Raw genomic sequence first — 25375 nt, 5'->3', positions numbered from 1 at the left:
GGAGTTCGCCCGTAAGCCGCGCTGTCCCGAAAGCGCTCAAGCCAGCCGAGCGCAGACCTCGGCGGCAATCGCCAGCGAGCTGGTCAGCCCCGGCGACTCGATGCCCAGCAGGTTCACCAGGCCGGGCACGCCATGCTCGGCAGGGCCTTGGATCATGAAATCGGCTGCCGCTTCATGCGGGCCACTGATCTTGGGGCGCATGCCCGCATAACCCGGCTGCAAAGCGCCGTCTTGCAAATCGGGCCAATAGCGGCGCACCTCGTCATAAAAGGCATCGCCCCGGCGCGGGTCCACTTGCAGGTCGGCGGGGTCATCGACCCACTGCACATCAGGCCCGAACTTGGCCTGCCCGCCCAGGTCGAGCGTGAGGTGCACGCCCAAGCCAGCCGCCTCGGGCACGGGGTAAATCAAGCGCGAAAACGGGGCCTTGCCCGCCAGCGTAAAGTAGTTGCCTTTGGCGAAATGGGCTGACGGCAGCAAGTCTTGCGCAAGCCCCTGCATGCCCCGCGCCAGTGCCACGGCGTTCAGGCCCGCAGCGTTGACCAATGTGCGGCAGGCCAGTTCGGTGCCGTCTTGCGTGATCACGCGGATCGGGTGCGTGGCCGTGCCTTGCTGGAGGCCGATGCCTTGCACGGGCGAGAGCAGCGCCAAAAGCCCCCCTGCGTTTTCCAAGTCGCCTTGCAAGGCCAACATGAGGCCGTGGCTGTCCACCACGCCTGTGCTGGGCGAAAGCAAGGCCGCTTCGCAGGCCAGTGCGGGCTCCAATGCCCTGGCTTGGGCTGCGCTGAGTTTTTGCAGGTCATGCACGCCGTTGGCCGCCGCCTTGGCCACGATGCCGTCCAGCGTGGGCACTTGCTCGGGGCGCGTGGCCACAATCAGCTTGCCCATCCGCTGGTGCGCCACGCCGCGCTCGGTGCAATAGGCATAAAGCAGCCCCTTGCCCTGCACACACAGCCGAGCCTTGAGCGAGCCCGCCGGGTAATAAATGCCCGCGTGAATGACCTCGCTGTTGCGCGAGCTGGTGCCAGTGCCAATCGCGTTTGCCGACTCCAGCACCATCACCTCGCGACCCGCCAGCGCCAGCGCCCGCCCCACGGCCAGGCCGACCACGCCCGCCCCGATCACCACGGCATCGACTTGTTCCACATCCACCTCACACCTTGTTGGTTTTGATTGAATTGTGGCCGATCGGCTCACAGGTCCACAGGCCAATAGGCCACATCGGCCCTTACCAAGCCTCTGACACGCGCAAGACAGCCCTGTGCGCCGCGCACGGGCAGACTGCCCAGCATTCAACAAGGAGTCCTTTTCATGTCGCTGTTCCATCTGCACGGCAAAGTCGCCATCGTCACAGGCTCCAGCCGGGGCATTGGCCGATCGATTGCCCACCAACTGGCCAAGCAAGGCGCCAAGGTGGTGGTGTCCAGCCGCAAACAAGACGCCTGCGAAAGGGTGGTCAAAGAGATTGAAGCCGCGGGCGGCCAGGCCATGGCGGTGGCCGCCAGCATTTCGAGCAAAGAGCAGCTGCAAAACCTGATCGACCAGACCCGCGCGGCCTGGGGCCCGATCGACATTTTGGTCTGCAATGCGGCCACCAACCCCTATTACGGCCCCACCACAGGCATGAGCGACGAAGTGTTTGACAAGGTCATGCGCAACAACGTGCTGTCGAACACTTGGCTGTGCACCATGGTCTACCCGGACATGAAGGCCAAGAAGGACGGCGCCATCGTGATCGTGTCATCGATCGGCGGCCTGCACGGCTCGGCCATCATTGGGGCGTACAACATTTCCAAGGCCGCCGACATGCAACTGGCACGCAACCTGGCCGTGGAATGGGGTCCGGACAACATCCGCGTGAACTGCATCGCGCCGGGCCTGATCAAGACCGACTTTGCCAAGGCGCTGCACGAAGACCCGGTGCTGAGTGCCAAGTACAACAGCGAGACCCCGCTGCGCCGCATGGGTGAGCCCGATGACATTGGCGGGGTGGCGGTGTTCTTGGCCAGCCCGGCTGGGCAATACGTGACGGGGCAGACCATCGTGGCCGATGGCGGGATGATGATCCGCTGACTCTGCTTGGTGCTCGGGTGCTCGGGTGCTCGGGTGCTCGGGTGCTCGGGTGCTCGGGTGCTCGGGTGCTCGGGTGCTCGGGTGCTCGGTGCTCGGTGCATCGGTGCATCGGTGCATCGTAGAACGCTGATCACGGGCTGGGGCCGGGCACCTCATGAGGGCGTACCCAAAATCGGCGCTCGGCCCCAACCCATGCTCAGCTCGGTTGTCGATCTCATTTGTCGATCTCATTTGTTGATCCAAAGTCCACCCAAGCAGCAGACTGTTGGCTCTCTTCAATCCACTGGCACAGAGGTCGCATTCACCGTCCACCCCTCAATGCAAAAAGCCCGCATCAGCGGGCTTTTTGACATCGAGAAACCTTCGATCAGCCGAAGTTCTTCTCTGCAAAAGACCAGTTCACCAGCTTGTCGAGGAAGGTCTCGACGAACTTGGGGCGCATGTTGCGGTAGTCGATGTAGTAAGCGTGTTCCCACACGTCCACGGTCAACAAGGCGGTGTCGCCAGTGGTCAAAGGGGTGCCAGCAGCGCCCATGTTGACGATGTCCACCGAGCCGTCGGCTTTTTTCACAAGCCATGTCCAGCCGGAGCCAAAGTTACCCACGGCACTTTTGACGAAGGCTTCTTTGAAAGCGGCATAGCTGCCAAATTTGGCATTGATGGCCGTGGCCAAAGCGCCTGTGGGCTCGCCGCCGCCGTTGGGCTTCATGCAGTTCCAGAAGAAGGTGTGGTTCCAGATCTGGGCCGAGTTGTTGTACACGCCGCCGCTGGACTTTTTGATGATTTCTTCGAGGCTCATGCTCTCGAATTCAGTGCCTTTTTGCAGGTTGTTCAGGTTCACAACGTAGGCGTTGTGGTGCTTGCCATGGTGAAACTCCAGGGTTTCCTGGCTGTAATGAGGAGCCAAAGCGTCGATCGCATAAGGCAGTGCGGGCAAGGTGTGTTCCATGGGGATGTCCTTTTGTTGTTGCGGGTTAAAGGTAGACCAGCCTATTTTAGAGGCTGAGTGATCGCCCTTTGCAGGGGCAGGTCACTGAAAACTAAGGCCAAGCAGCGGCCACCGTCATGTTGTGGGGCTTGCGCACCGATTTTGGACACTTCCTGTTGAAAGCCCGTGCCCTAACGTCCCATCGCCGTCGTGGGGCGGGCCTGGGCACCGATTTTGGGTACTCCCTCATGAGGTGCCCAGGCCCGCCCCACGACGGCTTACCTGCATCCCCAAAAAATCGGCATCAGCCCATGCAGCCATTCGGCCGCAGAGATGCTCACCCGCAAAAAGCCAAGTTTCTCTGATGACCCAATCAGCCCTGAACCTTCAAAGGCACGTCGCCATCTGCCAAAGTGGCTCGAACGGCTTGGCCCGCTTGAAACTGGGCCGCGTGGGTCAGGGCTTGGCCATGCTCATCGCTGAGCCAGGCATAACCGCGTTCCAGCACCTGGCGCGGGTCCACCGAGGACAAACGCAAAGCGGCCCGCTCCAAGCGCTGGGCACGTTGTTGAACTTGCTGACCGCGATTGAAGCTCAGGCGGTCTTCCAGGCGGGTCAGCTGGTGGCCACTGCCGATGGCTTGGCTTTGTACGCCCGCCTGCAAACGGTGCGCCAGCCGGTCCAGCCACTGGCTGTGTTGGCCCAACAAAGCTTGTGGTCGGCTCAGACGGGTGGCCATGGCGTTCAGACGCTGAACTTGACGTTCGTGCTGACGGGCAAGGCCAACACCCCAGCGAGCGGCCACGCTGTCCAGCCGCTGAGCTTGCCGGTCTTGCTGGCGCAGCAGGCCCCGGGTCAACCGGTGCTCCAGCACAGACAAGGCCTCCAGGGCCACGCCACGGTCGGATGCAGCCATCTCGGCAGCAGCGGTGGGTGTGGGGGCGCGCACATCGGCCACAAAGTCGGCAATGGTGAAATCGGTCTCGTGGCCCACACCGCAAATCAGGGGCACGGGGCTTTGGGCGATCACGCGGGCCAGGTTTTCATCGTTGAAAGACCACAGGTCTTCCATCGAGCCGCCGCCACGCACCAGCAAGATCACATCCACAGGAGGGCTGAGCGGGTTGTCTTCTGCCGTAAAGGCGTAAAGGTTGAGCAGCGCCTGAGCCAGCGTGGCTGGGGCGCTGACGCCTTGCACCAAGGCAGGCACCATCAGCACAGGGATGTGCGGCACGCGCCGCTGCAAGGCGGTCATCACGTCGTGCCAAGCGGCTGCGCCAGGCGATGTGACCACGCCAATGGCTCGGGGCTGGGCCGGTAACAAGCGTTTGTGTGCGGGATCGAAAAGACCTTCGGTCTCGAGCTTGGCTTTGAGGCGCAAAAACTGCTCAAACAGCGCGCCCTGCCCGGCCCGCTGCATGGACTCGACGATCAATTGCAAATCGCCCCGGGCTTCGTACACCCCCAAACGGCCACGCACCTCCACCAGTTCGCCATCACGGGGCGCGAAGTCCATCAAACTGGCGGCGCGGCGGAACATGGCGCAGCGGATCTGGCCTGTGTCGTCCTTGATCGAAAAATAACAATGGCCGCTGGCGGCCCGCGAAAAGCCCGAAACCTCCCCACGCACCGTGACGGGGTTGAACTGGGCGTCCAGCGTGTCAGCCATGGCGCGGCACAGCGCTGAAACTGTCCACGCGCGGGGCTTTAAATCGTCATTCACAGGCATGGTGTTGAGGTTTCATCGGCGTTTGCAGGGTGTTTCAGGCGTCTAAACCAAGCCAGCTGAGGCAAAGTACTCCACAAGCCATGCCCTGGGCTGGGTTTGGCCAGTGCGAAGCAAGGGGCATCACTACAAAATTACAAGTCATTGATTTCATTCATTATTTTTTAAAATGACGGGTTAAATTTTGGAGAAATAATATACACCTGAGTATGCTGAAAAACACGACAAGCCAAGTTCTTCACAAAGTTATCCACAGAAATCTCGGCTTCAAGCAAACTTCCAAGCCGTGGTGATGGGGCAGCCAAGGCATTCACCGATAATCAGCCACGTTCGATACCCAAAAACGGGAAGGTATTTTTTTGTTGTCCATCATACAAGCCGCAGGTTGGCCCATTTGGCCCTTGATTTTGTGTTCCGTCTTGGCCTTGGCGCTGATCCTGGAGCGCTGCGTTCAGCTGCAAAGCGCCAAAATCATGCCCGCCCACATCCTGGCGCAAACCATCGAGGCAAGCCAACGTGGCGTGCCTTTGCCAGAGATGATTCAGGCCCTGGACAAAGCAGGTGCCATGGGGCCGGTTTTGGCCAGCGGGCTGCGTTGCCTGCATGACAACCCCAAAGCCTCTGGAGAAGACATCCAGGCCAGCATGCAAATGGCGGGGCGTTTGGCAACACAAGGGCTGGAGCGCTACCTGCCTGCGCTGGCCACCATCGCCTCTGCCGCCCCTTTGCTCGGTTTGCTGGGCACCGTGGTCGGCATGATCGACATTTTTGGGGCGCACACGGCGGCCAACAACCAGCCTGCCCTGCTGGCACAGGGTATTTCGGTGGCCCTTTACAACACCGCGTTCGGCTTGGTTGTGGCCATCCCGTCCTTGATGTTCTGGCGTTACTTTCGCGCCGTGGTGGACCGCCATGTGCTGGCCATGGAAGTGGCCGCCGAGACCTTTGCTCGGCATCTCAGCCGTTTACGCGCGTAAAGGCTGGCTGTGAATTTCAGACCCCGCCCCTCGTCCCCCGAACCCGAGATCAACCTGATCCCGTTCATTGACGTGCTTTTGGTCGTCCTGATCTTTTTGATGCTGACCACCACATGGTCACGCCTGACCGAAATCCAGCTGAACCTGCCCGTGGCCGATGCCAGTGCATCCAGCCAGCGCCCGCGCCAAATTATCTTGACGATCACATCACAAGGGCGATACGCCATCAACAAATCACCCGTCGGGGGCAGCTCGGTCGGTCATTTGGTGGCGGTGCTGACGCCACTGGCCCACAAAGACGCGATGCTGGTCATCAGCGCTGACGCATCGGCCACGCACCAAAGCGTGATCAACGCCATGGAGGCGGCACGCCGCAGCGGCTTGCCCAAAATCACCTTTGCAGCCCAATCGGCCGAAGTGCCGGGTTCTTGATTGGCATGGGCCTGTCCGCATTCCTTCACCAGCACTTGCCCCGAGTCTGGCAGCGACGCGGCCCGCTCGCGTGGGCCTTGCGCCCGGTGGCGGCCATTTATGGCGCACTCACGACACTGCGGCGCATGGCCTACGCCACGGGCATCTTCAAAACCCGGCGCGTACCCGCCTTTGTCATCGTGGTTGGCAACGTGGTGGCAGGCGGTGCGGGTAAAACCCCGGTCACCATTGCCCTTGCCAGGCACTTGCAGGCCAAGGGCTTGCAGGTCGGGGTGATCTCACGCGGGCACGGCCGCAAAACGCAGGACACCCGTGCCGTGACGCACGACAGCCACCCACTGGAGGTGGGCGATGAACCCCTGCTGATTCACCAAAGCACTGGCGTGCCGGTTTGGGTGGCGCGGGCCAGGGCCGATGCGGCGCTGGGCTTGCTGCACGCGCATCCGTCGGTGCAAATTTTGATCTGCGACGATGGTTTGCAACACCTGGCTCTGGCGCGCGACATCGAGATTTGTGTGATGGACGAGCGCGCCGTGGGCAACGGCTGGTTGTTGCCTGCGGGTCCCCTGCGCGAAGCCTGGCCACGCCCAGTCGATTGGGTTCTGCACACCGGTCCATCCATTTCGGGTGGCAGCCCACTTGGTCATTACCAAGCCCCAAGGCAACTGGCAGACCACGCCCTGACCTCGGATGGACGACACCTTGACTTGAGCGCATTGACCAACCGCCCACTGCACGCGGTGGCCGGACTGGCCAGGCCTGAAGCATTTTTCGACATGCTGCGCCAATCGGGGTTGCAACTGACCAGCACCACCGCCCTGCCTGACCACCACGACTACCAAGACTGGAAAGCCAACCCCAACCGCACTTGGGTTTGCACCGAAAAAGACGCCGCCAAACTCTGGCCGCACGAACCCGGAGCCCTGGCGATCCCTCTGGTCATCACCCCAGAAAACGGTTTTTGGTCAGCGCTGGATGCGCGCGTTGAGCAACTTTTGCAGCACTGACCTTTCCTAAACGCCCCTGGCTTGGGGGCCGTTATCATTGACAGCATGGACAACAAATTGCTCGAATTACTGGTTTGCCCAGTCACCAAAGGCCCTCTCGACTTCGACCGGGAACACCAGGAACTGCTCTCGCGCAGCGCTCGCCTGGCGTACCCGGTGCGCAACGGCATTCCGATCCTGCTGGAAAACGAGGCCCGCACACTGAGTGACGAAGAAATCGAGAAACTCGCGGCCCTGCGTCCCGCGCTCTGAGCTCCAGCCATGACCGATTTTTCGCCCCCCGCAGGCTCTGCCGCGGGTTTCACCGTGGTCATTCCGGCCCGCATGGCTTCTAGCCGCTTGCCCGACAAACCTCTGGCCGATATCGCAGGACTGCCCATGGTGGTGCGCGTGGCGCAACGTGCCATGCTGTCCAACGCCAGTCTGGTGGTGGTGGCCGCTGACGATGAACGCATCGTCGCGGCCTGTGAAGCGCACGGCATACGCGCCTTGCTGACCCGAAAAGACCACGTCAGCGGCAGCGACCGCTTGGCCGAAGCTTGCCAGCTGCTGGGCCTTGCGCCCGATGCGGTGGTGGTCAACGTGCAAGGCGACGAGCCGCTGATACCGCCCGCGCTCATCAACGAGGTGGCCCGCGTGCTGACCGAGCGCCCTGACGCCAGCATGAGCACCGCAGCGCACGCCATCGGCTCATTGGAAGAATTCACCAACCCCAACGTGGTCAAGGTGGTCATGGATGCCCGGCAAATGGCACTGTATTTCAGCCGCGCGCCCATTCCGTGGTGGCGCGATGGCCAGTCGGACTCGGGTTTCAAGGCCCTGCCTAGCCCGGCACCGCTGCGCCACATCGGGATTTATGGCTACCGGGCGGGTTTTCTGGCTTTGTTTCCCACACTGCCCCCCGCGCCAGTGGAAACCATGGAATCACTCGAGCAGCTGCGCGCCCTGTGGCACGGCCACCGGATCGCAGTGCATGTCACCGCCGCCTCACCCGGTCCGGGAGTCGACACCCCCGAAGACCTCGATCGCGTGCGGCAACTGCTGTTGACATGAGCTGAAAACCGGGGTTGTCCCCGTAAGCCAACTTTGAGGCTGGCGTGATATTCTCAAAAGCAATCTAGCGGCAGGCCCTCAGGCTTGGCTGGCAGAAACGATTTCAAACGATAAGAGGACCCTCCCATGAGACTGATTCTGTTGGGCGCACCCGGCGCCGGCAAAGGCACACAAGCCACCTTCATCTGCCAGAAATACAACATTCCCCAAATCTCCACGGGCGACATGTTGCGTGCCGCCGTCAAGGCCGGTACCCCCTTGGGCCTAGAAGCCAAAGCGGTCATGGAATCTGGCGGTCTGGTCAGCGACGACCTGATCATCAACCTGGTCAAAGAACGCATCGCCCAGGCCGATTGCGCCAATGGCTTCCTGTTTGACGGCTTCCCCCGCACCATTCCCCAGGCCGATGCCATGAAGGCCGCCGGCGTCAAGCTCGACTACGTGCTCGAAATCGATGTGCCCTTTGACGCCATCATCGACCGCATGAGCGGCCGCCGCTCGCACCCCGCCTCGGGCCGCACCTACCACGTCAAGTTCAACCCACCCAAAGTCGACGGCGTGGACGATGTGACCGGCGAGCCGTTGGTGCAACGTGCCGACGACCAGGAAGAAACCGTCAAAAAACGCCTGGATGTTTACAGCGCCCAGACCCGCCCGTTGGTCGACTACTACGCCAACTGGGCCAAGGCCGATGCAGCGGCAGCCCCCAAATACCGCGCCATCAGTGGCACCGGCAGCGTGGAAGAAATCACAGCCCGCGCATTTGCGGCACTGGCCAACTGATTTTTCAGCGGTCCCAACGAACAAAGCCCCGCACTGCGGGGCTTTGTTGTTTCAGGGCTTTAAGGAGACTTCAGCCCATCAAATCCAACATCAAACTCACCCGCGCCTTGTAAGCATTGAGCCCCGTAGGTGCCATTTGCAGCGCGGCGGCTTGTCCCACGATCTGCCCTTCGGCGCAACGGGTGGTCAAACGCACAGCCACACCCTCAGCCTGCGCCTGTGCCAGTGCCGTCAACAGGCTTTGGTGCACGGTGCCATTGCCCGTGCCTGCCACGACCAGGCCTTTCACGCCCGCAGCCACGAGGGCCTGGACTTGGCGGGCATCGCTGCCTGCATGGCTTTGCACCACCGCCACCCAGGGCCAATCGGCCACACTCAATGCCATCGCTTGGCTGGCATGGACATGCGCCATCGGCCAGCTGCCGGGGTCGGCCCAGCGCACACGGCCTTGCTCCACCCAACCACGGGGGCCAGATTCGCCGGAGCTGAAAGCATCGAGCCGATATGGGTGAATTTTTTGCACCTCGCGGGCATTGTGGATGCGGCCTGCGCAGACGGCCAGCACGCCGCGCGCCATCGGGTCGAGGACCACGGCAACAGCGTCCAGCAGGTTTTGCGGGCCATCGGGGGTCAAGGCGGAGGCCGGACGCATGGCACAGGTCAGCACCACAGGCTTGGTGGTGCGCTGCACCTGCTGCAAAAACCAGGCGGTTTCTTCCAGTGTGTCGGTGCCGTGGGTGATGACGATGCCGCCCACATCGGGCTGCGCCAGCCAGTGGGCGCAGCGCTGCGCCAACGCTTGCCAAGTGGCGTGGTCCATGTCTTTGCTGTCGAGCTGGGCGACCTGCACACACTGCAGCGAGTCACCCTGCAAAACGTCATTCAGACCGGGTATGGCGTCCAGAAGTTGTTGTACACCCAGCTGGCCAGCGGTGTAGCCCGTGTGGTCGTTGGCGCTGGCCGCCGTGCCGGCGATGGTGCCGCCTGTGCCCAAAACCACCACTTTCTTCATTTTTTTTGTGTCCAACACTTGCATCGCCTCAAAAACTGGTTAAAAATACAGTCACTGGATGAAACAACAGTTTAACCAGTATCCCCAAGGAGACCGCCATGATCGACAGCCCCAAACTCACCGCCCGACAGCAAGAAATTCTGGAACTGATCCAGAACACCATTGCCAACACCGGTGCGCCACCCACGCGTGCCGAAATCGCCAGCGTGCTGGGCTTCAAGTCGGCCAACGCGGCAGAAGAACACCTCAAGGCCCTGGCCCGCAAAGGCGCCATTGACCTGGTCAGCGGCACATCGCGTGGTATTCGACTGAAAGGCAGCAATCGCAATCACCTGCGCGCACCAACAGACCTGTTCAGCCTCACACTGCCTGGCTTGGGCCAATTGAGTTTGCCATTGATCGGCCGCGTGGCCGCAGGCTCGCCTATTTTGGCGCAAGAGCATGTAGACCGAACCTACCAATTGGAAAGCACGCTGTTTTCTGAACAACCCGACTACCTGTTGCGGGTTCGGGGCATGTCCATGCGCGACGCAGGCATCATGGACGGTGACTTGTTGGCCGTGAAATCGACCAAAGAAGTCCGAAATGGCCAGATCGTCGTGGCCAGACTGGGCGACGAAGTCACCGTCAAACGCCTGCGCAAGACCGCCAACGGCATCGAATTGCTGCCCGAAAACCCCGATTACCAAACCATTGTGGTGAACCCAGAAGAGCCTTTTGACATCGAAGGCTTGGCTGTGGGGCTCATCCGCAACACGCTTTTGATGTAACGCACTGGCTTGTTGCCCCAGGTGGCGGGCGCTGACGGAATGGTTCTGTCAGCCCTGAGGCAACAGGCTCTACAGCAATCCTGCCTGTGTCCAACCTCCATACTTTTCAAAGGTTTCACATGGGAATCGCTCTGCTTGCACTCTCAGGTCTTTTTCAAGGCTTCTCCAATTTCAACCGGGCCGCACCTTCGGTGGCCAAGCCCCAGCGCGGAAACGCTTACTTGAGGCCCGTCTGGACCTCGCGCAGAACGGCCTGCACGCCCCTCGGCCTCAAAACCTCAGCCCATCCTCACCGATTCCCGGCAACTGCTGCTGTTCCTGCCTTGCGCGTCTTGCGGGTTACAGAGAGTGATCAACGTGTCAAAGGGGCCGGTCGAATGGTGATTTCCGGGCGCATGGCCGATGTCTGCGCTGAATTGGACCGCTTAGCGGCCATCGAATCAGCGCAAGCCAGCGCTTAACCCAAAGAGCAGCCCCCGGCGACTGAACCGGGCCGCCTCGTCAGGGCACAATGTAGGGATGAACATTGTGATCCTTGACGACTACCAAGATGCGGTGCGCAAACTCGACTGCGCTGTCAAACTCGAAAATTTTCCAGCCAAGGTCTACACCAACACGGTCAAAGGCATCGGCCAGTTGTCTGTGCGTTTGAAAGACGCAGACATCATCGTGCTGATCCGCGAACGCACCCATCTGACGCGTGCCGTGATTGAAAAACTGCCGCGCTTGAAATTGATTGCCCAAACAGGTCGTTTGGGCGGTCACGTCGATCTGGCGGCTTGCACAGAACGTGGTGTGGCCGTCGCCGAAGGGGTCGGCTCGCCCGTGGCACCGGCTGAACTGACCTGGGCCTTGATCATGGCTGCTTCACGGCGTTTGCCACAGTACATTGGCAACCTCAAACATGGTGCATGGCAGCAATCGGGTCTTAAAGCGGGCTCAATGCCTGCCAACTTTGGCTTGGGCACAGTCCTCAAAGGCAGAACTCTGGGCATCTGGGGTTACGGAAAAATTGGTCAATTGGTGGCCGGCTACGGCAAGGCGTTTGGCATGGATGTGATGGTCTGGGGCAGCGACGAGTCGCGCACCAAAGCCATCCAGAACGGATACCGTGCCGCAAGCAGTCGCGCTTCATTTTTTGAAGAAGCCGATGTGTTGTCTTTGCATCTGCGCTTCAACGAAACCACTCAAGGCATCGTCAAAGGCGAAGATTTGGGCCGAATGAAGCCATCGGCCCTGTTTGTGAACACGTCCCGCGCCGAATTGATCGAGCCCAATGCCTTGATCGGGGCCTTGAATCGGGGCCGACCCGGTTTGGCAGCCATCGATGTCTTCGAATCCGAACCCATTTTGCAAGGCTCCGCCTTGCTGCGTCTGGAAAACTGCATTTGTACACCTCACATTGGCTACGTCGAAAAAGACAGCTATGAGTTGTATTTCGGCACGGCGTTCGACAACGTGGTGAACTTCATCAAGGGCACTCCGACCAACATCGTCAACCCAGGCGCTTTGCAAGTGCGCCGCTGAGCGCGCTCTGTTATTTCAATCTTCGATTTACCTTCACAAACATGACTCTCGCATTCTCCAAAGTTGCCATCATCGGTGCCGGCGCCATGGGCCGGGGCATCGCCCAAATCGCCGCACAAGCAGGCAGTCAAGTCTGGCTTTATGACACCCAAGCCGACGCCATTCAAAAAGCACGCGATGCCGTTTTCCAGCAATGGGACAAATTGCAAGAGAAAGGCAGACTGACTGCCGAAGCCGTTGCAGGTCACAAAAGCCGTTTGCTGGGCGCAAGCAGCATGCAAGACTTGGCCGGGTGCGAATTGGTGGTTGAAGCCATCGTAGAGAAGCTCGACATCAAGAAAAGCCTGTTCACCGAGCTCGAAAAAGTACTGGCCCCCACGGCCGTGCTGGTGACCAACACATCGTCGTTGTCAGTCACCGCGATTGCCGCAGCACTGCAACGCCCAGGCCAGTTTGCGGGTTACCACTTTTTCAACCCTGTGCCTCTGATGAAGGTGGTCGAAGTGATCGCCGGCCTCAAAACCGACCCCGCTGTCTGCCAGCGCTTGTCGGACTTTGCACGCCAGATGGGCCACACCCCTGTACAGGCGCAAGACACGCCCGGCTTCATCGTCAACCACGCAGGTCGTGGGTACAGCACCGAAGCGCTGCGCATCGTGAGCGAAGGCATCGCCGATTTCGCAACGATTGACCGCATCCTGCGCGACCAGGTCGGCTTCAAACTCGGCCCATTCGAGCTGTTTGATCTGACCGCACTGGATGTGTCGCACCATGTCATTGAGGCCATTTACCACCAATATTACGAAGAGCCGCGCTACCGCCCGAACGTCATCACCGCCCAGCGTTTGGCCGGTGGTGTGGTGGGCAAAAAGGTCGGCGAAGGCTTTTACAAATACGTCGACGGCGTGGCGCAAGTGCCCGCTGAGCCCCCCGTGCCCGTGGTCGACAACATCCCGCCCGTGTGGGTCTCGCCCCGCGCGGCACGCCGCATGGAACTCCTCCAGCTGCTCAAAAATCTGGGTGCCACAATCGAAACGGCCGCATCTCCATCGCCCGATGCACTGACCATCGTTGCACCGTTGGGCTTTGACATCACCACGGTGGCCGTGGTCGAGCGCCTCGACCCGGCCCGCACAGTGGGCATCGACATGCTGTTCGACGATGCCGCCACCAAGCGCCGTGTCTTGGCCACGAACCCCGCCACCCGCACCGACATGCGCGACGCGGCTCACGCCCTGTTCGCCCGCGATGGCAAAGCGGTCTCGGTGATCCGCGACAGCGGTGGTTTTGTCACCCAACGTGTGGTGGCCACCATCGTCAACATTGCGTCTGATATTTGCCAGCAACGCATCTGCACACCACAAGATCTGGAAACCGCTGTGACCTTGGGATTGGCTTACCCCATGGGCCCATTGGCCATGGGCAACCGACTGGGGCCAGACAGCATCCTCGAGGTGTTGTTCAACTTGCAAACCGTTTATGGCGACACGCGTTATCGCCCCAGCCCTTGGCTGCGCCGCCGTGGTGCGATCGGCTTGTCTCTGATGCACACCGAAGAATGACTGCACAACTGATTGGCACCAGCGAAGGTCAAACCCTGATCCTGACGCTCAGCAACCCCGAGTTTCGCAACGCGCTCGGGCCAGAAATGTACGCCGCTGGGGTGGAAGCCCTGAGCGTGGCCGAGTCCAACCCCGATGTGCGCAGCGTGGTCATTACCGGGGCCAACGGCATCTTCAGCGCAGGCGGCAATTTGCAGCGCCTGCAAAACAACCGCCAACTGCCGCCTGAGCACCAAGCGCAAAGCATTGAAGGCCTGCACAACTGGATCGAAGCCATTCGCACTTTTCCCAAGCCGGTCATCGCAGCGGTCGAAGGGCCTGCGGCAGGGGCCGGCTTTTCTCTGGCACTGGCTTGCGACATGATCGTCGCGGCCCGCAACAGCGTGTTTGTGATGGCCTACAGCGGCATTGCCCTGTCCCCTGACGGCGGCGGCAGCTGGAGCCTGTCACGCGCTGTGCCCCGCCAGTTGGCCACCGAGTTGCTCATGTGCGGCGAACGCATCGGTGCCGAGCGCCTGCAGCAACTGGGCGTGGTCAACCGCTTGGCCGATGCTGGCCAATCTCTGCAGCAGGCTTTGCAGCTGTGCGAACAGCTCAATGCCCGCGCCCCCAATGCATTGGCCAGCATCAAAGAGTTGTTGTCCGATGCCGACGGCAGCACCTTGAATGCACAGTTGGCGCGTGAACGTGACCAATTTGTCAAAAACCTGCACCACAACAATGCCGGCATTGGCATTGCGGCGTTTTTGAACAAGCAAAAACCCGAATACGAATAAAGCCGCCTGGTCCCCCAGGCGACAAAAAAACAATCACCAGTCACTCAAAGGACAGAGCATGGACGAGCCCATTCTGACAATGGAGGAAAGAGAAGCGATCAACAGTGGTCGCTGGTTCTCAAGCCTTTCACCCTCACTTCGTCACGACATACTTCGATGCGCTTACGTCAAACGCCACAAAGACGGCGACATGCTCGCTGCGCGGGGCGACCCACCCGAGCAGTGGATCGCCTGCGCCAAGGGCGCGGTGCGTGTCAGCTCGACCTCGGTGTCGGGCAAGCAGATCACGCTGACCTATGTGGAGCCCGGCATCTGGTTTGGCGATGTGTCGATCTTCGACGGAGACCGTCGCACACACGATTGCTACGCACACGGCGACACCACCACCTTGAATGTGGCCAAAGCCGACTTCAAGAAAATTTTGTCCCAGCACGTCGAGTTTTACGAAGCCATGCTGCGTCTGCAATCGCGCCGCATTCGCCAGCTCTATGGTTTGGTGGAAGACCTCAACACCCTGCCCTTGCGTGCGCGCCTGGCCAAGCAGCTCAACCACTTGTTGCGCAGTTATGGGGTGCCGAGTTTGTCGGACGCCAAAGCCGTGCGCATCAGTTTGCAACTGGCGCAAGAGGAATTGGCGCAGTTGCTGGGCGCCTCGCGCCAACGCGTGAACCAAGAGCTCAAGCAAATGGAGCGCGAGCTGATCATCCGCATCGAACCGGGTGGTTTGGTGGTGCTGGACCGCGACGCCTTGCTGGCCATCGTGAACGCGGATCACTGACACGCTCTTTTTTAAACCCATCACCGCTGGACTCAGCGGACACAGGTACCCCATGAGTGCTTTTGACCATTTCGTGGGGACCCGACCTGTCACGGGCACGCACGCCTTTGACATCCTGGCATTGGAAGCCTGGCTCAGTGCCAGACTCCCCGGTTTTGCTGTCCCCTTGAGCGTGGAGATGTTCAAGGGCGGTCAATCCAATCCGACCTACAAGCTCATCACCCCATCGCGTCAATACGTGATGCGGGCAAAACCCGGTCCGGTGGCCAAATTGTTGCCTTCGGCACACGCCATTGAACGCGAGTTCGCGGTCATGAAGGGGCTGTATGGCACCGATGTGCCGGTGGCCGAAATGCACGTGCTTTGCGACGACGAATCGGTGATTGGCCGGGCTTTTTATGTCATGGAATTCGTGCAAGGCCGCGTGCTGTGGGACCAATCCCTGCCGGGCATGAGCCAGGCCGAACGCGCTGCCATTTACGACGAGATGAACCGCGTGCTGGCGGCACTGCACAAGGTTGATTTCGCCAAACAAGGTCTGAGCAGCTACGGCAAACCGGGCAATTACATCGAGCGCCAGATTGGCCGATGGAGCAAGCAGTACGCCGCATCCATCACCCAGCCCATTCCCGAAATGGACCAGTTGATCGAATGGCTACCGCAAAACATCCCGGCCAGTGCCCAAGACGATTCGCTGGTGAGCGTTGTGCATGGCGACTACCGCCTGGACAACCTGATGTTCCATCCCACCGAGCCACGCGTGTTGGCCGTGCTCGATTGGGAGTTGTCCACGCTGGGCCACCCCTTGGCCGATTTCAGCTACCACTGCATGGCCTGGCACATCAGCCCCGGCACTTTCCGAGGCATTGGTGGGCTCGATCTGGCCGCGCTGGGCATCCCTGTAGAGGCCGAATACATCCGCCGCTATTGCGATCGCACGGGCTTTACCACGCCCGAAGCGCTGGCCAAAGACTGGAATTTTTACCTCGCTTACAACATGTTCCGCATTGCGGCCATCTTGCAAGGCATTGCCAAACGCGTCGAAGACGGCACCGCATCGAGCGAGCAAGCCAGGACATCGGGCGCGGGCGCCAGGCCCATGGCCGAGCTGGCGTGGCGCTTTGCCAGCCAAGCCTGACGCCGTACCCATCACAACGAATCCCAACCCTAGGAGATAGACCATGGATTTTGAATACACGCCCAAGGTCAAAGACATGCAAGAGCGCTTGCTGGCCTTCATGGACGAGCACATTTACCCGAACGAGGCTCGCTTCTTCGCGGAGATTGCCGAAAACCGCGCCAAAGGCAACGCCTGGGTGCCGACCCAAATTGTCGAAGAGCTCAAGCCCAAAGCCAAGGCTGCGGGCCTGTGGAACTTGTTCCTGCCCAAGTCCACACGCGCACCACAAGGTTTGTCCAACCTCGAATACGCCCCACTTTGCGAGATCATGGGTCGTGTGCCCTTTGCCGCAGAAATCTTCAACTGCTCAGCCCCCGATACCGGCAACATGGAAACGCTGGAACGTTACGCCAGCGAAAACCTGAAAGATGAATGGCTGGAACCCCTGCTGCGCGGTGAAATCCGATCGGCGTTTTTGATGACCGAGCCCGATGTGGCCTCGTCTGACGCTACCAACATCGAATGCGAGATCCGCCGTGATGGCAACGACTACGTTATCAATGGCCGCAAATGGTGGTCGTCCGGTGCCGGTGACCCGCGTTGCGCTGTGTACATTGTGATGGGCAAAACCAACCCCGATGCGGGCCGCCACGAGCAGCAATCCATGATCGTGGTGCCCGCCAACGCCCCCGGTATTACGGTGGTCCGCGCGCTGTCCGTCTTTGGCTACGACGATGCGCCGCATGGCCACATGGAAGTTTTACTCAAAAACGTCCGCGTTCCAGCCGAGAATATTTTGCTGGGCGAAGGCCGGGGCTTCGAGATCGCCCAAGGCCGCTTGGGCCCTGGCCGCATTCACCACTGCATGCGCACCATCGGCATTGCAGAGCGTGCGTTGGAATTGATGTGCCACCGTCTGAACACACGGGTCGCCTTTGGCCGCGAAGTGGCGCGTCAAACCGTGTGGCAAGAACGTGTCGCAGAGTCGCGTTGCATGATCGAGCAGGCGCGTTTGTTGACGCTCAAGGCGGCTTACATGATGGACACCGTGGGCAACAAGGTCGCCAAAGCCGAAATCGCCATGATCAAGATCGTTGCGCCTCAAATGGCTTGTCAAATCATTGACTGGGCCATCCAGGCCCACGGCGGCGGCGGCGTGTCGCAAGACTTTCCGCTGGCTTATGCCTACGCCCACCAGCGCACGCTGCGGTTGGCTGACGGACCAGACGAAGTGCACCGCAACTCTTTGGCCAAGCTCGAGTTGGCGAAACAACTGGCCTTGCCTGGTGAGGTGGACATGCCCATCACTCGCGGCAGCTGACGCCTTGAAGCCCCGCCGAATGGCCTGCAAAAGCACGCCGTTTGGGGGTGGCAACACGGTCCCCGCTCAGCTTGACGGCCTTGCCTGTAAAAAAGACGACTCGAATGTGAATCCAACGCGACTTTTTTACCGACGTCGTCAAGAAAGGGCTGTTTGAGGGTTAGAATATCGCTTGTCGGAGCGTAGCGCAGCCTGGTAGCGCATCTGCTTTGGGAGCAGAGGGTCGCGAGTTCGAATCCCGCCGCTCCGACCAATCACCTGAATGTATTCAGGCAATTCAATAACAAAGACATGGGTAGATTCTAAAAAATCCACCTTGCTACTTTGAACAAAAAAGGCCCGTAAGGGCCTTTTGTGTTTCCAGATTCTGCCCGTAGCTCAGTTGGATAGAGCAACAGCCTTCTAAGCTGTGGGTCACAGGTTCGATCCCTGTCGGGCAGACCAACAAGGATCACAGCCTGTTTCAGTTTGCGTAATGTGTTTTGCGGCTGGTATCGGTCAGCAAGCTGGGCAGGGTTTGCCAAGCTTGAGAGATGTCCTTGATCAAGGATTTGACTTCTTCCAAGGCGGTCAGGTCGTTGTAGGCATTGATGTGAAACAGCCTGCGCGTGACGTACGCATACAGCTCATTCAGGTTTTGAGCCAATTCACCCCCACGCTCAAAATCAAGCGCCCCTTGCAAACCCACCACAATGCGACCGGCACGGGCCAGGGCTTTGGACTTGTCTTCGATGGCGTTGTTCTGGATATGGCCTGTTGCAGAAGCAATACTCTCCAGCAATCCATCAAATAACATCTGGATCAACTGAATGTTGTCCGCCGTGGCCACGCCGGTCACCACCTGAACGGAACCATAGCTCTCAGCAAACTTTGAATATGCACGCATGAATAAAACCCCTTTACGACTTCAGTAACAGAGGAATCGGCGCTGGTCCGGAAAACTTGAGCCCGGTCCTGCCTTTCAGCACACATTCATTCAGATCACGAGCCACCCGGCAAATTAGCGGAGGCATCGGCCAAGCTGCCCGCACCGGACAGAGCGGAATTGCCGTTCGTGCCGGAAGACGGCATCAACCAATCCGACAAGGGACTGCTGGTGTCGAGCTGGGTTTTGCTGAGCAAATACTGCCCAGCTTCGTCCATGGAGGCCCGAATGGGCCCCCAGTCAGCCTCGGGGGTTTGCGCGGCACTCAAACCACATTGGTACAAGGCATTGGCTTGCGCTGAAGGAATCCAGGACTCAACCGCGCCTTTTGCGGTGGAAATGAGCTTGGTATTTTGCGGCTCGACCGATAAGCCGCGAAATCCGTCTTTGTAGCCCGCTTGGTACAGCGCCTCCATGTGCTTGGACAAAATCATTTGGTAGCGAGTGCGCAACTCTGTCAAGGCGTCGGGGTCCAAGCCCTCGGCATCCCGGCCCGTCATGGCATCCCACAGCTTTTTGGCGGCCAGGCCCATGAATGGGGAGGCCACGCGTGTTGAGTTTTCCGTGAGGGTGTTCATCACCTGACGGGTATCTTTCTCAATTGAATTGACCCTGTCGATCAAATAGACAATCAAGATCAGCGTCAGCAGCAAGCCGATCGCCATCAGCGCATTGAGCAAAGCATCCATGGGGATCAAGATGTCGCCGCTCCGTCAGGAATGGCAGGACTCGGATCGGCGTTGTCCAACGGTGCTTGCAAGGCCGCCTCAGCAGCCAGCTCTTGGCGCAAAAAGTCCAACACCTGGAACGGCTCAGGCAGTCTCAGTTCGTAGCGGCTGAGTTGATTGGCCAAGGCCTGCATGGCGTCAATGGCCTTGGGTGCAGAAATGTCCATTTTTTGGTACCGCGAGCCCAAGCCAAACGCCTCGACCACATACTCTTCGGGCAAATAAGCGCAAATCTCGGTGTCGCCAGTGCTGATCTGCTGGAATTTGGAGGGCACGGGGACTTCAGGCAGAGGCTTGCCGGCAATGAGCGCCACTCTGGCCAGCTCTTGCCAAGCCGCCGTTTGCTCAGCCCCGGCCACAAAGGTTTTGTCCAGATGGGCGCGGCAAATCAGGCCCATGCGCAGTCGCAAACTGCGTGCATCGCGGGAATCAGAGGCAAGCGACACCACTTTTTCATACGCAGCAACGGCACGCTGCATCTCGTCTGCGGGTTTGCTGCGGCTGAAAAAACTGAACATGGTGATTTTGATGTTTTTATGTAATTTGCAAATTTTGCCGCAATTTCTTGACCACGGCAGAAAGAATTTGACTGATCCTTGACTCGCTCACACCCAAAACCTCACCAATTTCCTTCAAGTTGAGCTCTTCGACGTAATAAAGGGACATGACCATTCTCTCGCGCTCGGGCAATTGGTCGATGGCCTGCACCACCGCATCCATGAACTCGGCCTCTTCCACCATGACCTCGGGTTGCATGGCGCTGTCGCCGGGCATGCTCATGACTTCGTCGTTTACCACCTCCATCGAGAAGGTTTCAAAACGTTTGGCTTGGCCCCGTTCTTTGTGAAACTCTTCAAGCTCTTTGCCCATGAACTGAGCCAACTCAACCTGGGTGGGCGCACGACCCAACTCTGCGGCCAGGACATGAACGGCTTCGTTTTCGCTTTTGTTGAAGGCCACGGCCGAACGCGGCAAAAAGGACTGCCGACGGACCTCGTCCAGAATGGCCCCTCGTACTCTGCTGAGCGCGAAATGTTCGAACTCGAAGCCTTTGGTGGGGTCAAAGGACCGCGCGGCCTCGATCAATCCCACCATGCCAACTTGGACCAACTCATCGAGCTCCATGAACGGCGGCAAGCGGGCTTTCAAGTGCACGGCCACGCGCTTGACCATGGGCATGTGCGCCAGGATCAAGGACTCGTGCCGATTTCCGACCTCTTCGTACAAGGAAACATTGCTCATGTGCGTCACCTGTCGGCAGGAACACGGAGCATGCGCTCCATGAAAAACTGCATCCGCCCAGAAGCAGATTGAATGCGTGGCAGTTGATCGAGCGCTTCGGCCAAGCCCCTGAAATCGCGCGCGGCAGCGCTGCCTGGCGCGTAATCGAGGACGGACTGGTATTTGCGCAATGCCTGTAGCACCAACTCGTCGCCCTCGATGGCATGCAAATAGCGAATCGAGATACCCAGAAAACGGGTGCACACGTCGTTCAGGCGGCGGTACAGCTGTCGCCCCTCTTGGGCGCTGCCCACCATATTGGGAATCAGGTAAATCTCGTCCAGCGACTGCTCGGTCGACATGACCTTGATCAGGCCATAGGCATCGGCAATCGACGAGGGTTGGTCGCACACCACCACAAAGCGGCGTTGGCAAGCGGCCATGAACTCGAGCACGGCGGGTGCGATGCCTGCGGCCACATCAACCACCAGGTAATCCACCGGTTCGTCCAGGCTGTCAAATGAATGGATCATGGTGGCAATTTGCCCCGCATCCAAGGCCGCGATGTTGCGCAAACCCGAGGCGCCGGGCACCAAGCGAACGCCTTGCGCCGTGGTGACCAAAACCTCTTGCAGGGTTTTGCTGCCATTGAGCACATGGCTGATGTTGAAGGGGGCATGGGCGCCCAGCGCGATTTGGGCATTGGCCATGCCCAAGTCGGCGTCCAGTAGCATGACTTTGTGGCCCCGCATCGCCAAGGCCACGGCCAAATTGATGGCCACGGTCGTCTTGCCGGCACCGCCTTTGCCACTGGCCACACCAATGACCTGGGGGAAACTTGTCTTATCCATGAACTGCCTTGGCGGCCGACGGGGCCGTCACAGCCCTTGACCTGACGGCGCGTGGCTTGGGTTGAATTTCAAGAGGTGCAGCCACCTCTTTTTTGACACGGGGCTTGCGCACCGCTTTGGCGGGCTGAACAGCCGCGCTCAGATGCTGAATTTCGGGCAACAAAGCCTGCAAAGGCGTCATGGCCAAAGCCACCAAACGCTCTGCACCAAACGCCAAAGGCGGCACATTGATTTTGCTGTCATCGGCCATGCAGGAAACAGCCAACGACTGGTCGCACAGGCCTTTGATCAAAGGCCACGGATAGGCGGCTTCGTCGACTTTTGTCAGCATCACAGAGGACCAGCGAATTTCTTTGTTTTGGAGAATTTTTTGCACATTTGTCACTGTAGCATCAACGGGCAACACCGCATGGATGCCCACGCCAACACAAGACTGAAGCTGTTGTGCCTGGGCCGCAAAATCAGCACCGGGGGTATCGATCCAGATGGTTTTCCCGTGCAAATCGTCCAGCAGGGTTTGCAGCATGGCCATGTCGGCGGCCCGGAAACAGGCGGCACCGGCTTGCGAAGCCAGCAACTGGATTTGTGACCAGGCCCCTGGGCGTTGATCGCCGTAGCTGATCATCACTTGTTTTTCGGCACCATGGGTCTGGGATGCGGCATAAGCCAATCGGCCCAGCATGGAGCTTTTGCCAGCACCCGAAGGGCCGCACAAAGCATGCACTCCGGCCTCAGGCACTTTGAGGGCGGGTCGGCTGATGGCATCCACCAACAGGCGCTCGACCACAGCCCAGGCCTCTTCGAGCGTGTCCAGCGGCTGAATGCTGTCGGTCAGCAAGGTACGCAAGGCCACGGGCATGCCCACTTCTTGCATGGCCATGGACAGTTTCTGGATGTCGCCCGACAGGCCCAGCGTTTGCTGCCAGGGCTGCATTTGGCGGGACAGCGCGAACTCTTTGCGCAAAGCCGCCATCTCCTGACGCAGCATGTCCACAATTTCGTGGCTGCGCTGTTGTTCGTAGTGCGCTGCTTGCGCCACCGATGGCTCGTGCAAGGCGGCACTGACGGCAGCCGACGGGGCCGTCGGCAAGGGGGCGACCTCTTGAATCGAAACCAGTGCGCGTGCCATCAAGCCGGATTGAGCGGTCTGAAAGTCCCCGCTTGTCACATCGTCAAGCGCACGGGTTGGCACTGCTTGGCCACTGGCGTTTTGAAAAACCTCTGAGAACGGCAAAAACTGGTCGTTGTCTGGCTTGAAATTGTTCACATCCATGCGGCTGGCGGTTTGCGTGGCGGGCATTTGGGCGGCTGCCGCCGCAACGTGCACGGGCTCGCAGGTCTCATCGACCGCCACAATCAGTTCGGTTTGCTGATCGACCCTCTGGCTTGAAATGATGAGGACATCAGGGCCATACAACTGAATGGCTTTTTCATTGGCGGTGCGGCTGTCGCGGGCAATGATGCGTTTGAGTTCCATGATTTATCAGGCCTTGGGTGCAGAAGGGTTGTTGCGTGGATCGGCTTGCACGGTGTTGATCACCTTGACGGCCTGGTCATCCGGAATTTCGCTGTAAGACAAGACCGTGAGGTCATTCACGCGGTAGCGAACAGCACGGGACATCCACGGCCGAATGGCTGGCGACACCACCAGCACGGCAGGCAGGCCCAGCTCTTCGGTGGCCCGCGCACTTTCGCGCAAGGCGGCAAACAGGCTTTCGGCCAGGCCGGGCTCTAACACCATGCCGGTCGCGTTGGTGTTTTGTTGCAGCACGTTATGCAGCAACTGCTCCAGTTGAGGGTCCAGCGTCAGTACCGACAAGGTGTCTTTGTTTTCAGTCAGGCTCTGCACGATCATCCGACCCAGTTTGGGACGCACCAACTGGGCCAGTTGGTCAGGGTCTTGAGTGCGGCCACACACCTCGGTCAAAGCTTCGACGACGGTGCGCATGTCACGGATCGGCACCGACTCTTGCAACAGGTTTTGCAAGGTGCGGGTCACGACACCCAAAGACAATTTGCCGGGTACCAGCTCTTCGACCAGCTTGGGGGATTTGGCAGCCAGTTTGTCCAGCAGTTTTTGAGCTTCATCGTGGCTCATCAATTCGGAGGCGTTGTCGCGCAACACCTTGTTCATGTGGGTGGCGATCGCTGTGCTGGGGTCCACCACGGTGTAGCCCAAAGCCCGCGCCTGGTCACGCAAAACGGGCTGAATCCACACAGCCTCCAGACCGAAAGCAGGCTCTTTGGTGGCCTGACCTTCCACTTTGCCGTAGACCTTGCCCGGGTTGATCGCCAACTCGCGACCCACCTTGACTTCGCCACGCCCACGCACCACCCCATTCAACACGATGTGATAGGCGTCCGGCTCAAGGTTGAGCGCGTCACGAATGCGCACAGGCTGCACCAAAAAACCCAATTCGGCCGACAGTTTTTTGCGCACGCCCTTGACGCGGGTCATCAATTGCCCGCCCGACTCGACGTTGACCAAAGGGATCAGGCCGTAGCCGATCTCGAGACCAATCAGGTCAACTTGCTCCACATCGTCCCAGTCCAGCTCTTTGGGCGCTTCGCTGGTGGGCGCAGCGGGTGCCGCCGCACTTTGTTCCAACTGCATTTGTTTGCGCATGACCATGAATGCCATGCCTGCAGTGGCCGCGGCCAAGGTCAGGAACACCAAATGGGGCATGCCGGGCACCAAACCCAAAATGGTCAGGATGCTTGCCGCAATGAACAAGGCCGGCACATTTGACAACTGGCTGGTGGCCTGCTCGGTCATCGACTCGGATGTGGTCACCCGCGTCACGATGATGGCGGTGGCCAAGGACAAGAACAAAGAGGGAATCTGGGCGACCAAGCCGTCACCAATCGTCAACAAAACGTAAATGCGGCTGGCATCGCCCACAGACAAGCCATGTTGACCGATGCCGATGGCCAAACCACCCACAATGTTGATGATCAAAATCAACAGGCCCGCCATGGCGTCACCGCTGACGAATTTGGACGCACCGTCCATGGAGCCAAAGAAATCCGACTCTTGCGCCAATTCTTCACGGCGTTTTTTGGCAGTTTCCTGGTCAATCACACCGGCATTGAGGTCAGCGTCGATCGACATTTGCTTGCCTGGCATCGCATCCAAGGTGAATCGGGCATTGACCTCAGAGACGCGCCCTGCGCCCTTGGTCACCACAAAAAAGTTCACGATCATCAAGATCACGAAGATGATGAAACCCACGATGTAATTGCCGCCAATCACGAACTCGCCAAAGGCGGCAATCACTTTACCGGCGGCCTCTGGCCCTTCGTGGCCATTGACCAAAACCACGCGAGTAGAGGCCACGTTCAGGGCCAAGCGCAACATCGTGGCAAACAACAGCACCGAAGGAAAGGACGAAAACTCCAACGGCTTGCGTGTGCCAATCGCGATCATGATGACCACCAGGCCGATCATGATGTTGAAGGTGAACAAGATGTCCAACAACAACGGCGGCAGCGGCACCACCAACATCGCCATGATCAACAAGACCAAAGCGGGCAGACCCAAACCCGCCAAATCAAAGCGAGAAAAGTTCTGTCGGATGGCTGACAGGGTCAAAGTGTTCATGGAGAAATGGGCGCTGAGAGAGGCAACGTAGATCTGGGGTGTAAAAGTTCCAACACCGTTAAGCAAAGGACGTGCCACACAAACCGACACCCTCCAACTGATCTGATCAATTCCATCCTGAAAGCTGGTGCGCAAATTGCTCAATCAGGTCATAGCACTGCAGAGCGGCAAGAAATTTCCGCTGCATCTGGATTCGATCAACCC

25 protein-coding genes and 2 tRNA genes are annotated in these 25375 nt (G+C 59.4%); 16 read left to right on the top strand and 11 right to left on the bottom strand.

Annotation, left to right across the window (positions count from 1 at the left end):
- Positions 1–36: 36 nt before the first annotated feature.
- Positions 37–1146: an NAD(P)/FAD-dependent oxidoreductase gene (locus BN3544_RS11685; RefSeq protein ID WP_026036881.1), complete on the bottom strand. Its 1110-nt coding sequence runs from the start codon at positions 1144–1146 to the stop codon at positions 37–39.
- A gap of 165 nt (positions 1147–1311) precedes the next feature.
- Here BN3544_RS11685 and BN3544_RS11680 point away from each other — a divergent pair, with 165 nt between their 5' ends.
- The gene (locus BN3544_RS11680; protein ID WP_019431286.1) at positions 1312–2073 is read left to right on the top strand and encodes an SDR family NAD(P)-dependent oxidoreductase; all 762 of its coding nucleotides are present in this window, start codon (positions 1312–1314) and stop codon (positions 2071–2073) included.
- A 367-nt stretch (positions 2074–2440) separates the two neighbouring features.
- Here the strand turns inward: BN3544_RS11680 and BN3544_RS11675 are convergent, their stop codons facing one another.
- Positions 2441–3022 carry a superoxide dismutase gene (locus BN3544_RS11675; protein ID WP_019431287.1) on the bottom strand — a complete coding sequence of 194 codons (582 nt, stop codon included), beginning with the start codon at positions 3020–3022 and terminating at the stop codon, positions 2441–2443.
- Between the two features lie 352 nt (positions 3023–3374).
- Positions 3375–4730: an exodeoxyribonuclease VII large subunit gene (xseA, locus tag BN3544_RS11670; RefSeq protein ID WP_026036854.1), complete on the bottom strand. Its 1356-nt coding sequence runs from the start codon at positions 4728–4730 to the stop codon at positions 3375–3377.
- 356 nt (positions 4731–5086) lie between these two features.
- On the opposite strand from xseA, the gene BN3544_RS11665 reads away from it, so the two are divergent.
- From BN3544_RS11665 to adk, 6 genes are all read left to right on the top strand, one after another.
- On the top strand, positions 5087–5704 hold the full coding sequence (locus BN3544_RS11665; protein WP_019431122.1) for a MotA/TolQ/ExbB proton channel family protein: 618 nt from the start codon (positions 5087–5089) through the stop codon (positions 5702–5704).
- Between the two features lie 9 nt (positions 5705–5713).
- On the top strand, positions 5714–6136 hold the full coding sequence (locus BN3544_RS11660; RefSeq protein ID WP_019431123.1) for an ExbD/TolR family protein: 423 nt from the start codon (positions 5714–5716) through the stop codon (positions 6134–6136).
- Complete coding sequence (lpxK, locus tag BN3544_RS11655; protein WP_019431124.1) at positions 6133–7143, top strand: tetraacyldisaccharide 4'-kinase; 1011 nt, start codon at positions 6133–6135, stop codon at positions 7141–7143. Before BN3544_RS11660 ends, lpxK begins: the two co-directional genes overlap by 4 nt.
- A gap of 45 nt (positions 7144–7188) precedes the next feature.
- On the top strand, positions 7189–7395 hold the full coding sequence (locus BN3544_RS11650) for a Trm112 family protein (protein WP_019431125.1): 207 nt from the start codon (positions 7189–7191) through the stop codon (positions 7393–7395).
- A 9-nt stretch (positions 7396–7404) separates the two neighbouring features.
- Positions 7405–8196, top strand: coding sequence for a 3-deoxy-manno-octulosonate cytidylyltransferase (kdsB, locus tag BN3544_RS11645; RefSeq protein WP_019431126.1), 792 nt, complete (start codon positions 7405–7407; stop codon positions 8194–8196).
- 126 nt (positions 8197–8322) lie between these two features.
- Positions 8323–8979: an adenylate kinase gene (gene adk / locus BN3544_RS11640; RefSeq protein WP_019431127.1), complete on the top strand. Its 657-nt coding sequence runs from the start codon at positions 8323–8325 to the stop codon at positions 8977–8979.
- 70 nt (positions 8980–9049) lie between these two features.
- On the opposite strand, the gene BN3544_RS11635 is transcribed toward adk, so the two are convergent.
- Complete coding sequence (locus BN3544_RS11635; protein ID WP_019431128.1) at positions 9050–10015, bottom strand: asparaginase; 966 nt, start codon at positions 10013–10015, stop codon at positions 9050–9052.
- Positions 10016–10089: 74 nt separating this feature from the next.
- On the opposite strand from BN3544_RS11635, the gene lexA reads away from it, so the two are divergent.
- The 9 genes from lexA (at position 10090) to BN3544_RS11585 (ending at position 18289) form a co-directional block, all read left to right on the top strand.
- Entirely contained in the window at positions 10090–10761 is a 672-nt protein-coding gene (lexA, locus tag BN3544_RS11630) for a transcriptional repressor LexA (protein WP_026036856.1), read from the top strand.
- 519 nt (positions 10762–11280) lie between these two features.
- On the top strand, positions 11281–12288 hold the full coding sequence (locus BN3544_RS11620) for a D-2-hydroxyacid dehydrogenase family protein (RefSeq protein WP_019431130.1): 1008 nt from the start codon (positions 11281–11283) through the stop codon (positions 12286–12288).
- Between the two features lie 41 nt (positions 12289–12329).
- Positions 12330–13850: a 3-hydroxyacyl-CoA dehydrogenase gene (locus BN3544_RS11615; RefSeq protein WP_019431131.1), complete on the top strand. Its 1521-nt coding sequence runs from the start codon at positions 12330–12332 to the stop codon at positions 13848–13850.
- Positions 13847–14626 carry an oxepin-CoA hydrolase, alternative type gene (locus tag BN3544_RS11610; protein WP_019431132.1) on the top strand — a complete coding sequence of 260 codons (780 nt, stop codon included), beginning with the start codon at positions 13847–13849 and terminating at the stop codon, positions 14624–14626. Before BN3544_RS11615 ends, BN3544_RS11610 begins: the two co-directional genes overlap by 4 nt.
- Positions 14627–14684: 58 nt before the next feature.
- Complete coding sequence (locus BN3544_RS11605; protein WP_026036857.1) at positions 14685–15404, top strand: Crp/Fnr family transcriptional regulator; 720 nt, start codon at positions 14685–14687, stop codon at positions 15402–15404.
- Positions 15405–15456: 52 nt separating this feature from the next.
- Positions 15457–16542: a phosphotransferase gene (locus BN3544_RS11600; RefSeq protein WP_019431134.1), complete on the top strand. Its 1086-nt coding sequence runs from the start codon at positions 15457–15459 to the stop codon at positions 16540–16542.
- Between the two features lie 43 nt (positions 16543–16585).
- Entirely contained in the window at positions 16586–17845 is a 1260-nt protein-coding gene (locus BN3544_RS11595) for an acyl-CoA dehydrogenase family protein (RefSeq protein WP_019431135.1), read from the top strand.
- Positions 17846–18021: 176 nt separating this feature from the next.
- Positions 18022–18098, top strand: a tRNA-Pro gene (locus tag BN3544_RS11590).
- A 114-nt stretch (positions 18099–18212) separates the two neighbouring features.
- A tRNA-Arg gene (locus tag BN3544_RS11585) sits at positions 18213–18289 on the top strand.
- Between the two features lie 19 nt (positions 18290–18308).
- Here the strand turns inward: BN3544_RS11585 and fliS are convergent.
- The 7 genes from fliS to flhA all read right to left on the bottom strand — a co-directional run bounded on the left by fliS (position 18309) and on the right by flhA (position 25171).
- Complete coding sequence (gene fliS / locus BN3544_RS11580) at positions 18309–18731, bottom strand: flagellar export chaperone FliS (RefSeq protein ID WP_019431136.1); 423 nt, start codon at positions 18729–18731, stop codon at positions 18309–18311.
- A 95-nt stretch (positions 18732–18826) separates the two neighbouring features.
- A complete protein-coding gene (locus BN3544_RS11575; protein WP_019431137.1) occupies positions 18827–19459 on the bottom strand; it encodes a hypothetical protein in 633 nt (210 codons plus the stop codon).
- A gap of 5 nt (positions 19460–19464) precedes the next feature.
- Positions 19465–20016 carry a hypothetical protein gene (locus tag BN3544_RS11570; protein WP_019431138.1) on the bottom strand — a complete coding sequence of 184 codons (552 nt, stop codon included), beginning with the start codon at positions 20014–20016 and terminating at the stop codon, positions 19465–19467.
- A gap of 16 nt (positions 20017–20032) precedes the next feature.
- Complete coding sequence (gene fliA / locus BN3544_RS11565) at positions 20033–20740, bottom strand: RNA polymerase sigma factor FliA (RefSeq protein WP_036075589.1); 708 nt, start codon at positions 20738–20740, stop codon at positions 20033–20035.
- Between the two features lie 5 nt (positions 20741–20745).
- Positions 20746–21570 carry a MinD/ParA family protein gene (locus tag BN3544_RS11560; RefSeq protein ID WP_036075584.1) on the bottom strand — a complete coding sequence of 275 codons (825 nt, stop codon included), beginning with the start codon at positions 21568–21570 and terminating at the stop codon, positions 20746–20748.
- Entirely contained in the window at positions 21563–23047 is a 1485-nt protein-coding gene (locus BN3544_RS11555) for a hypothetical protein (protein ID WP_019431141.1), read from the bottom strand. The genes BN3544_RS11560 and BN3544_RS11555 overlap by 8 nt, the downstream gene beginning before the upstream one ends.
- A gap of 6 nt (positions 23048–23053) precedes the next feature.
- Positions 23054–25171, bottom strand: coding sequence for a flagellar biosynthesis protein FlhA (flhA, locus tag BN3544_RS11550; protein WP_019431142.1), 2118 nt, complete (start codon positions 25169–25171; stop codon positions 23054–23056).
- Positions 25172–25375 lie beyond the last annotated feature (204 nt).

Origin of the sequence: Limnohabitans sp. Rim47 (assembly GCF_001517545.1) — a bacterium.
In the GTDB taxonomy this organism is placed as follows: Bacteria; Pseudomonadota; Gammaproteobacteria; order Burkholderiales; family Burkholderiaceae_C; genus Limnohabitans_A.
Note: the sequence above shows the minus strand (reverse complement) of the source record. Positions and strands in the feature narration are given on the sequence as shown.

What these genes read in the sequence shown, in the direction of transcription:
- BN3544_RS11680 (WP_019431286.1), top strand. Translation starts at nt 1,312, where the DNA reads ATGTCGCTGTTCCATCTGCACGGCAAAGTCGCCATCGTCACAGGCTCC.
- BN3544_RS11675 (WP_019431287.1), bottom strand. Translation starts at nt 3,022, where the DNA reads ATGGAACACACCTTGCCCGCACTGCCTTATGCGATCGACGCTTTGGCT.
- xseA (WP_026036854.1), bottom strand. Translation starts at nt 4,730, where the DNA reads ATGCCTGTGAATGACGATTTAAAGCCCCGCGCGTGGACAGTTTCAGCG.
- BN3544_RS11650 (WP_019431125.1), top strand. Translation starts at nt 7,189, where the DNA reads ATGGACAACAAATTGCTCGAATTACTGGTTTGCCCAGTCACCAAAGGC.
- kdsB (WP_019431126.1), top strand. Translation starts at nt 7,405, where the DNA reads ATGACCGATTTTTCGCCCCCCGCAGGCTCTGCCGCGGGTTTCACCGTG.
- adk (WP_019431127.1), top strand. Translation starts at nt 8,323, where the DNA reads ATGAGACTGATTCTGTTGGGCGCACCCGGCGCCGGCAAAGGCACACAA.
- BN3544_RS11635 (WP_019431128.1), bottom strand. Translation starts at nt 10,015, where the DNA reads ATGCAAGTGTTGGACACAAAAAAAATGAAGAAAGTGGTGGTTTTGGGC.
- lexA (WP_026036856.1), top strand. Translation starts at nt 10,090, where the DNA reads ATGATCGACAGCCCCAAACTCACCGCCCGACAGCAAGAAATTCTGGAA.
- BN3544_RS11620 (WP_019431130.1), top strand. Translation starts at nt 11,281, where the DNA reads ATGAACATTGTGATCCTTGACGACTACCAAGATGCGGTGCGCAAACTC.
- BN3544_RS11615 (WP_019431131.1), top strand. Translation starts at nt 12,330, where the DNA reads ATGACTCTCGCATTCTCCAAAGTTGCCATCATCGGTGCCGGCGCCATG.
- BN3544_RS11610 (WP_019431132.1), top strand. Translation starts at nt 13,847, where the DNA reads ATGACTGCACAACTGATTGGCACCAGCGAAGGTCAAACCCTGATCCTG.
- BN3544_RS11605 (WP_026036857.1), top strand. Translation starts at nt 14,685, where the DNA reads ATGGACGAGCCCATTCTGACAATGGAGGAAAGAGAAGCGATCAACAGT.
- BN3544_RS11600 (WP_019431134.1), top strand. Translation starts at nt 15,457, where the DNA reads ATGAGTGCTTTTGACCATTTCGTGGGGACCCGACCTGTCACGGGCACG.
- BN3544_RS11595 (WP_019431135.1), top strand. Translation starts at nt 16,586, where the DNA reads ATGGATTTTGAATACACGCCCAAGGTCAAAGACATGCAAGAGCGCTTG.
- fliS (WP_019431136.1), bottom strand. Translation starts at nt 18,731, where the DNA reads ATGCGTGCATATTCAAAGTTTGCTGAGAGCTATGGTTCCGTTCAGGTG.
- BN3544_RS11575 (WP_019431137.1), bottom strand. Translation starts at nt 19,459, where the DNA reads ATGGATGCTTTGCTCAATGCGCTGATGGCGATCGGCTTGCTGCTGACG.
- BN3544_RS11570 (WP_019431138.1), bottom strand. Translation starts at nt 20,016, where the DNA reads ATGTTCAGTTTTTTCAGCCGCAGCAAACCCGCAGACGAGATGCAGCGT.
- fliA (WP_036075589.1), bottom strand. Translation starts at nt 20,740, where the DNA reads ATGAGCAATGTTTCCTTGTACGAAGAGGTCGGAAATCGGCACGAGTCC.
- BN3544_RS11560 (WP_036075584.1), bottom strand. Translation starts at nt 21,570, where the DNA reads ATGGATAAGACAAGTTTCCCCCAGGTCATTGGTGTGGCCAGTGGCAAA.
- BN3544_RS11555 (WP_019431141.1), bottom strand. Translation starts at nt 23,047, where the DNA reads ATGGAACTCAAACGCATCATTGCCCGCGACAGCCGCACCGCCAATGAA.
- flhA (WP_019431142.1), bottom strand. Translation starts at nt 25,171, where the DNA reads ATGAACACTTTGACCCTGTCAGCCATCCGACAGAACTTTTCTCGCTTT.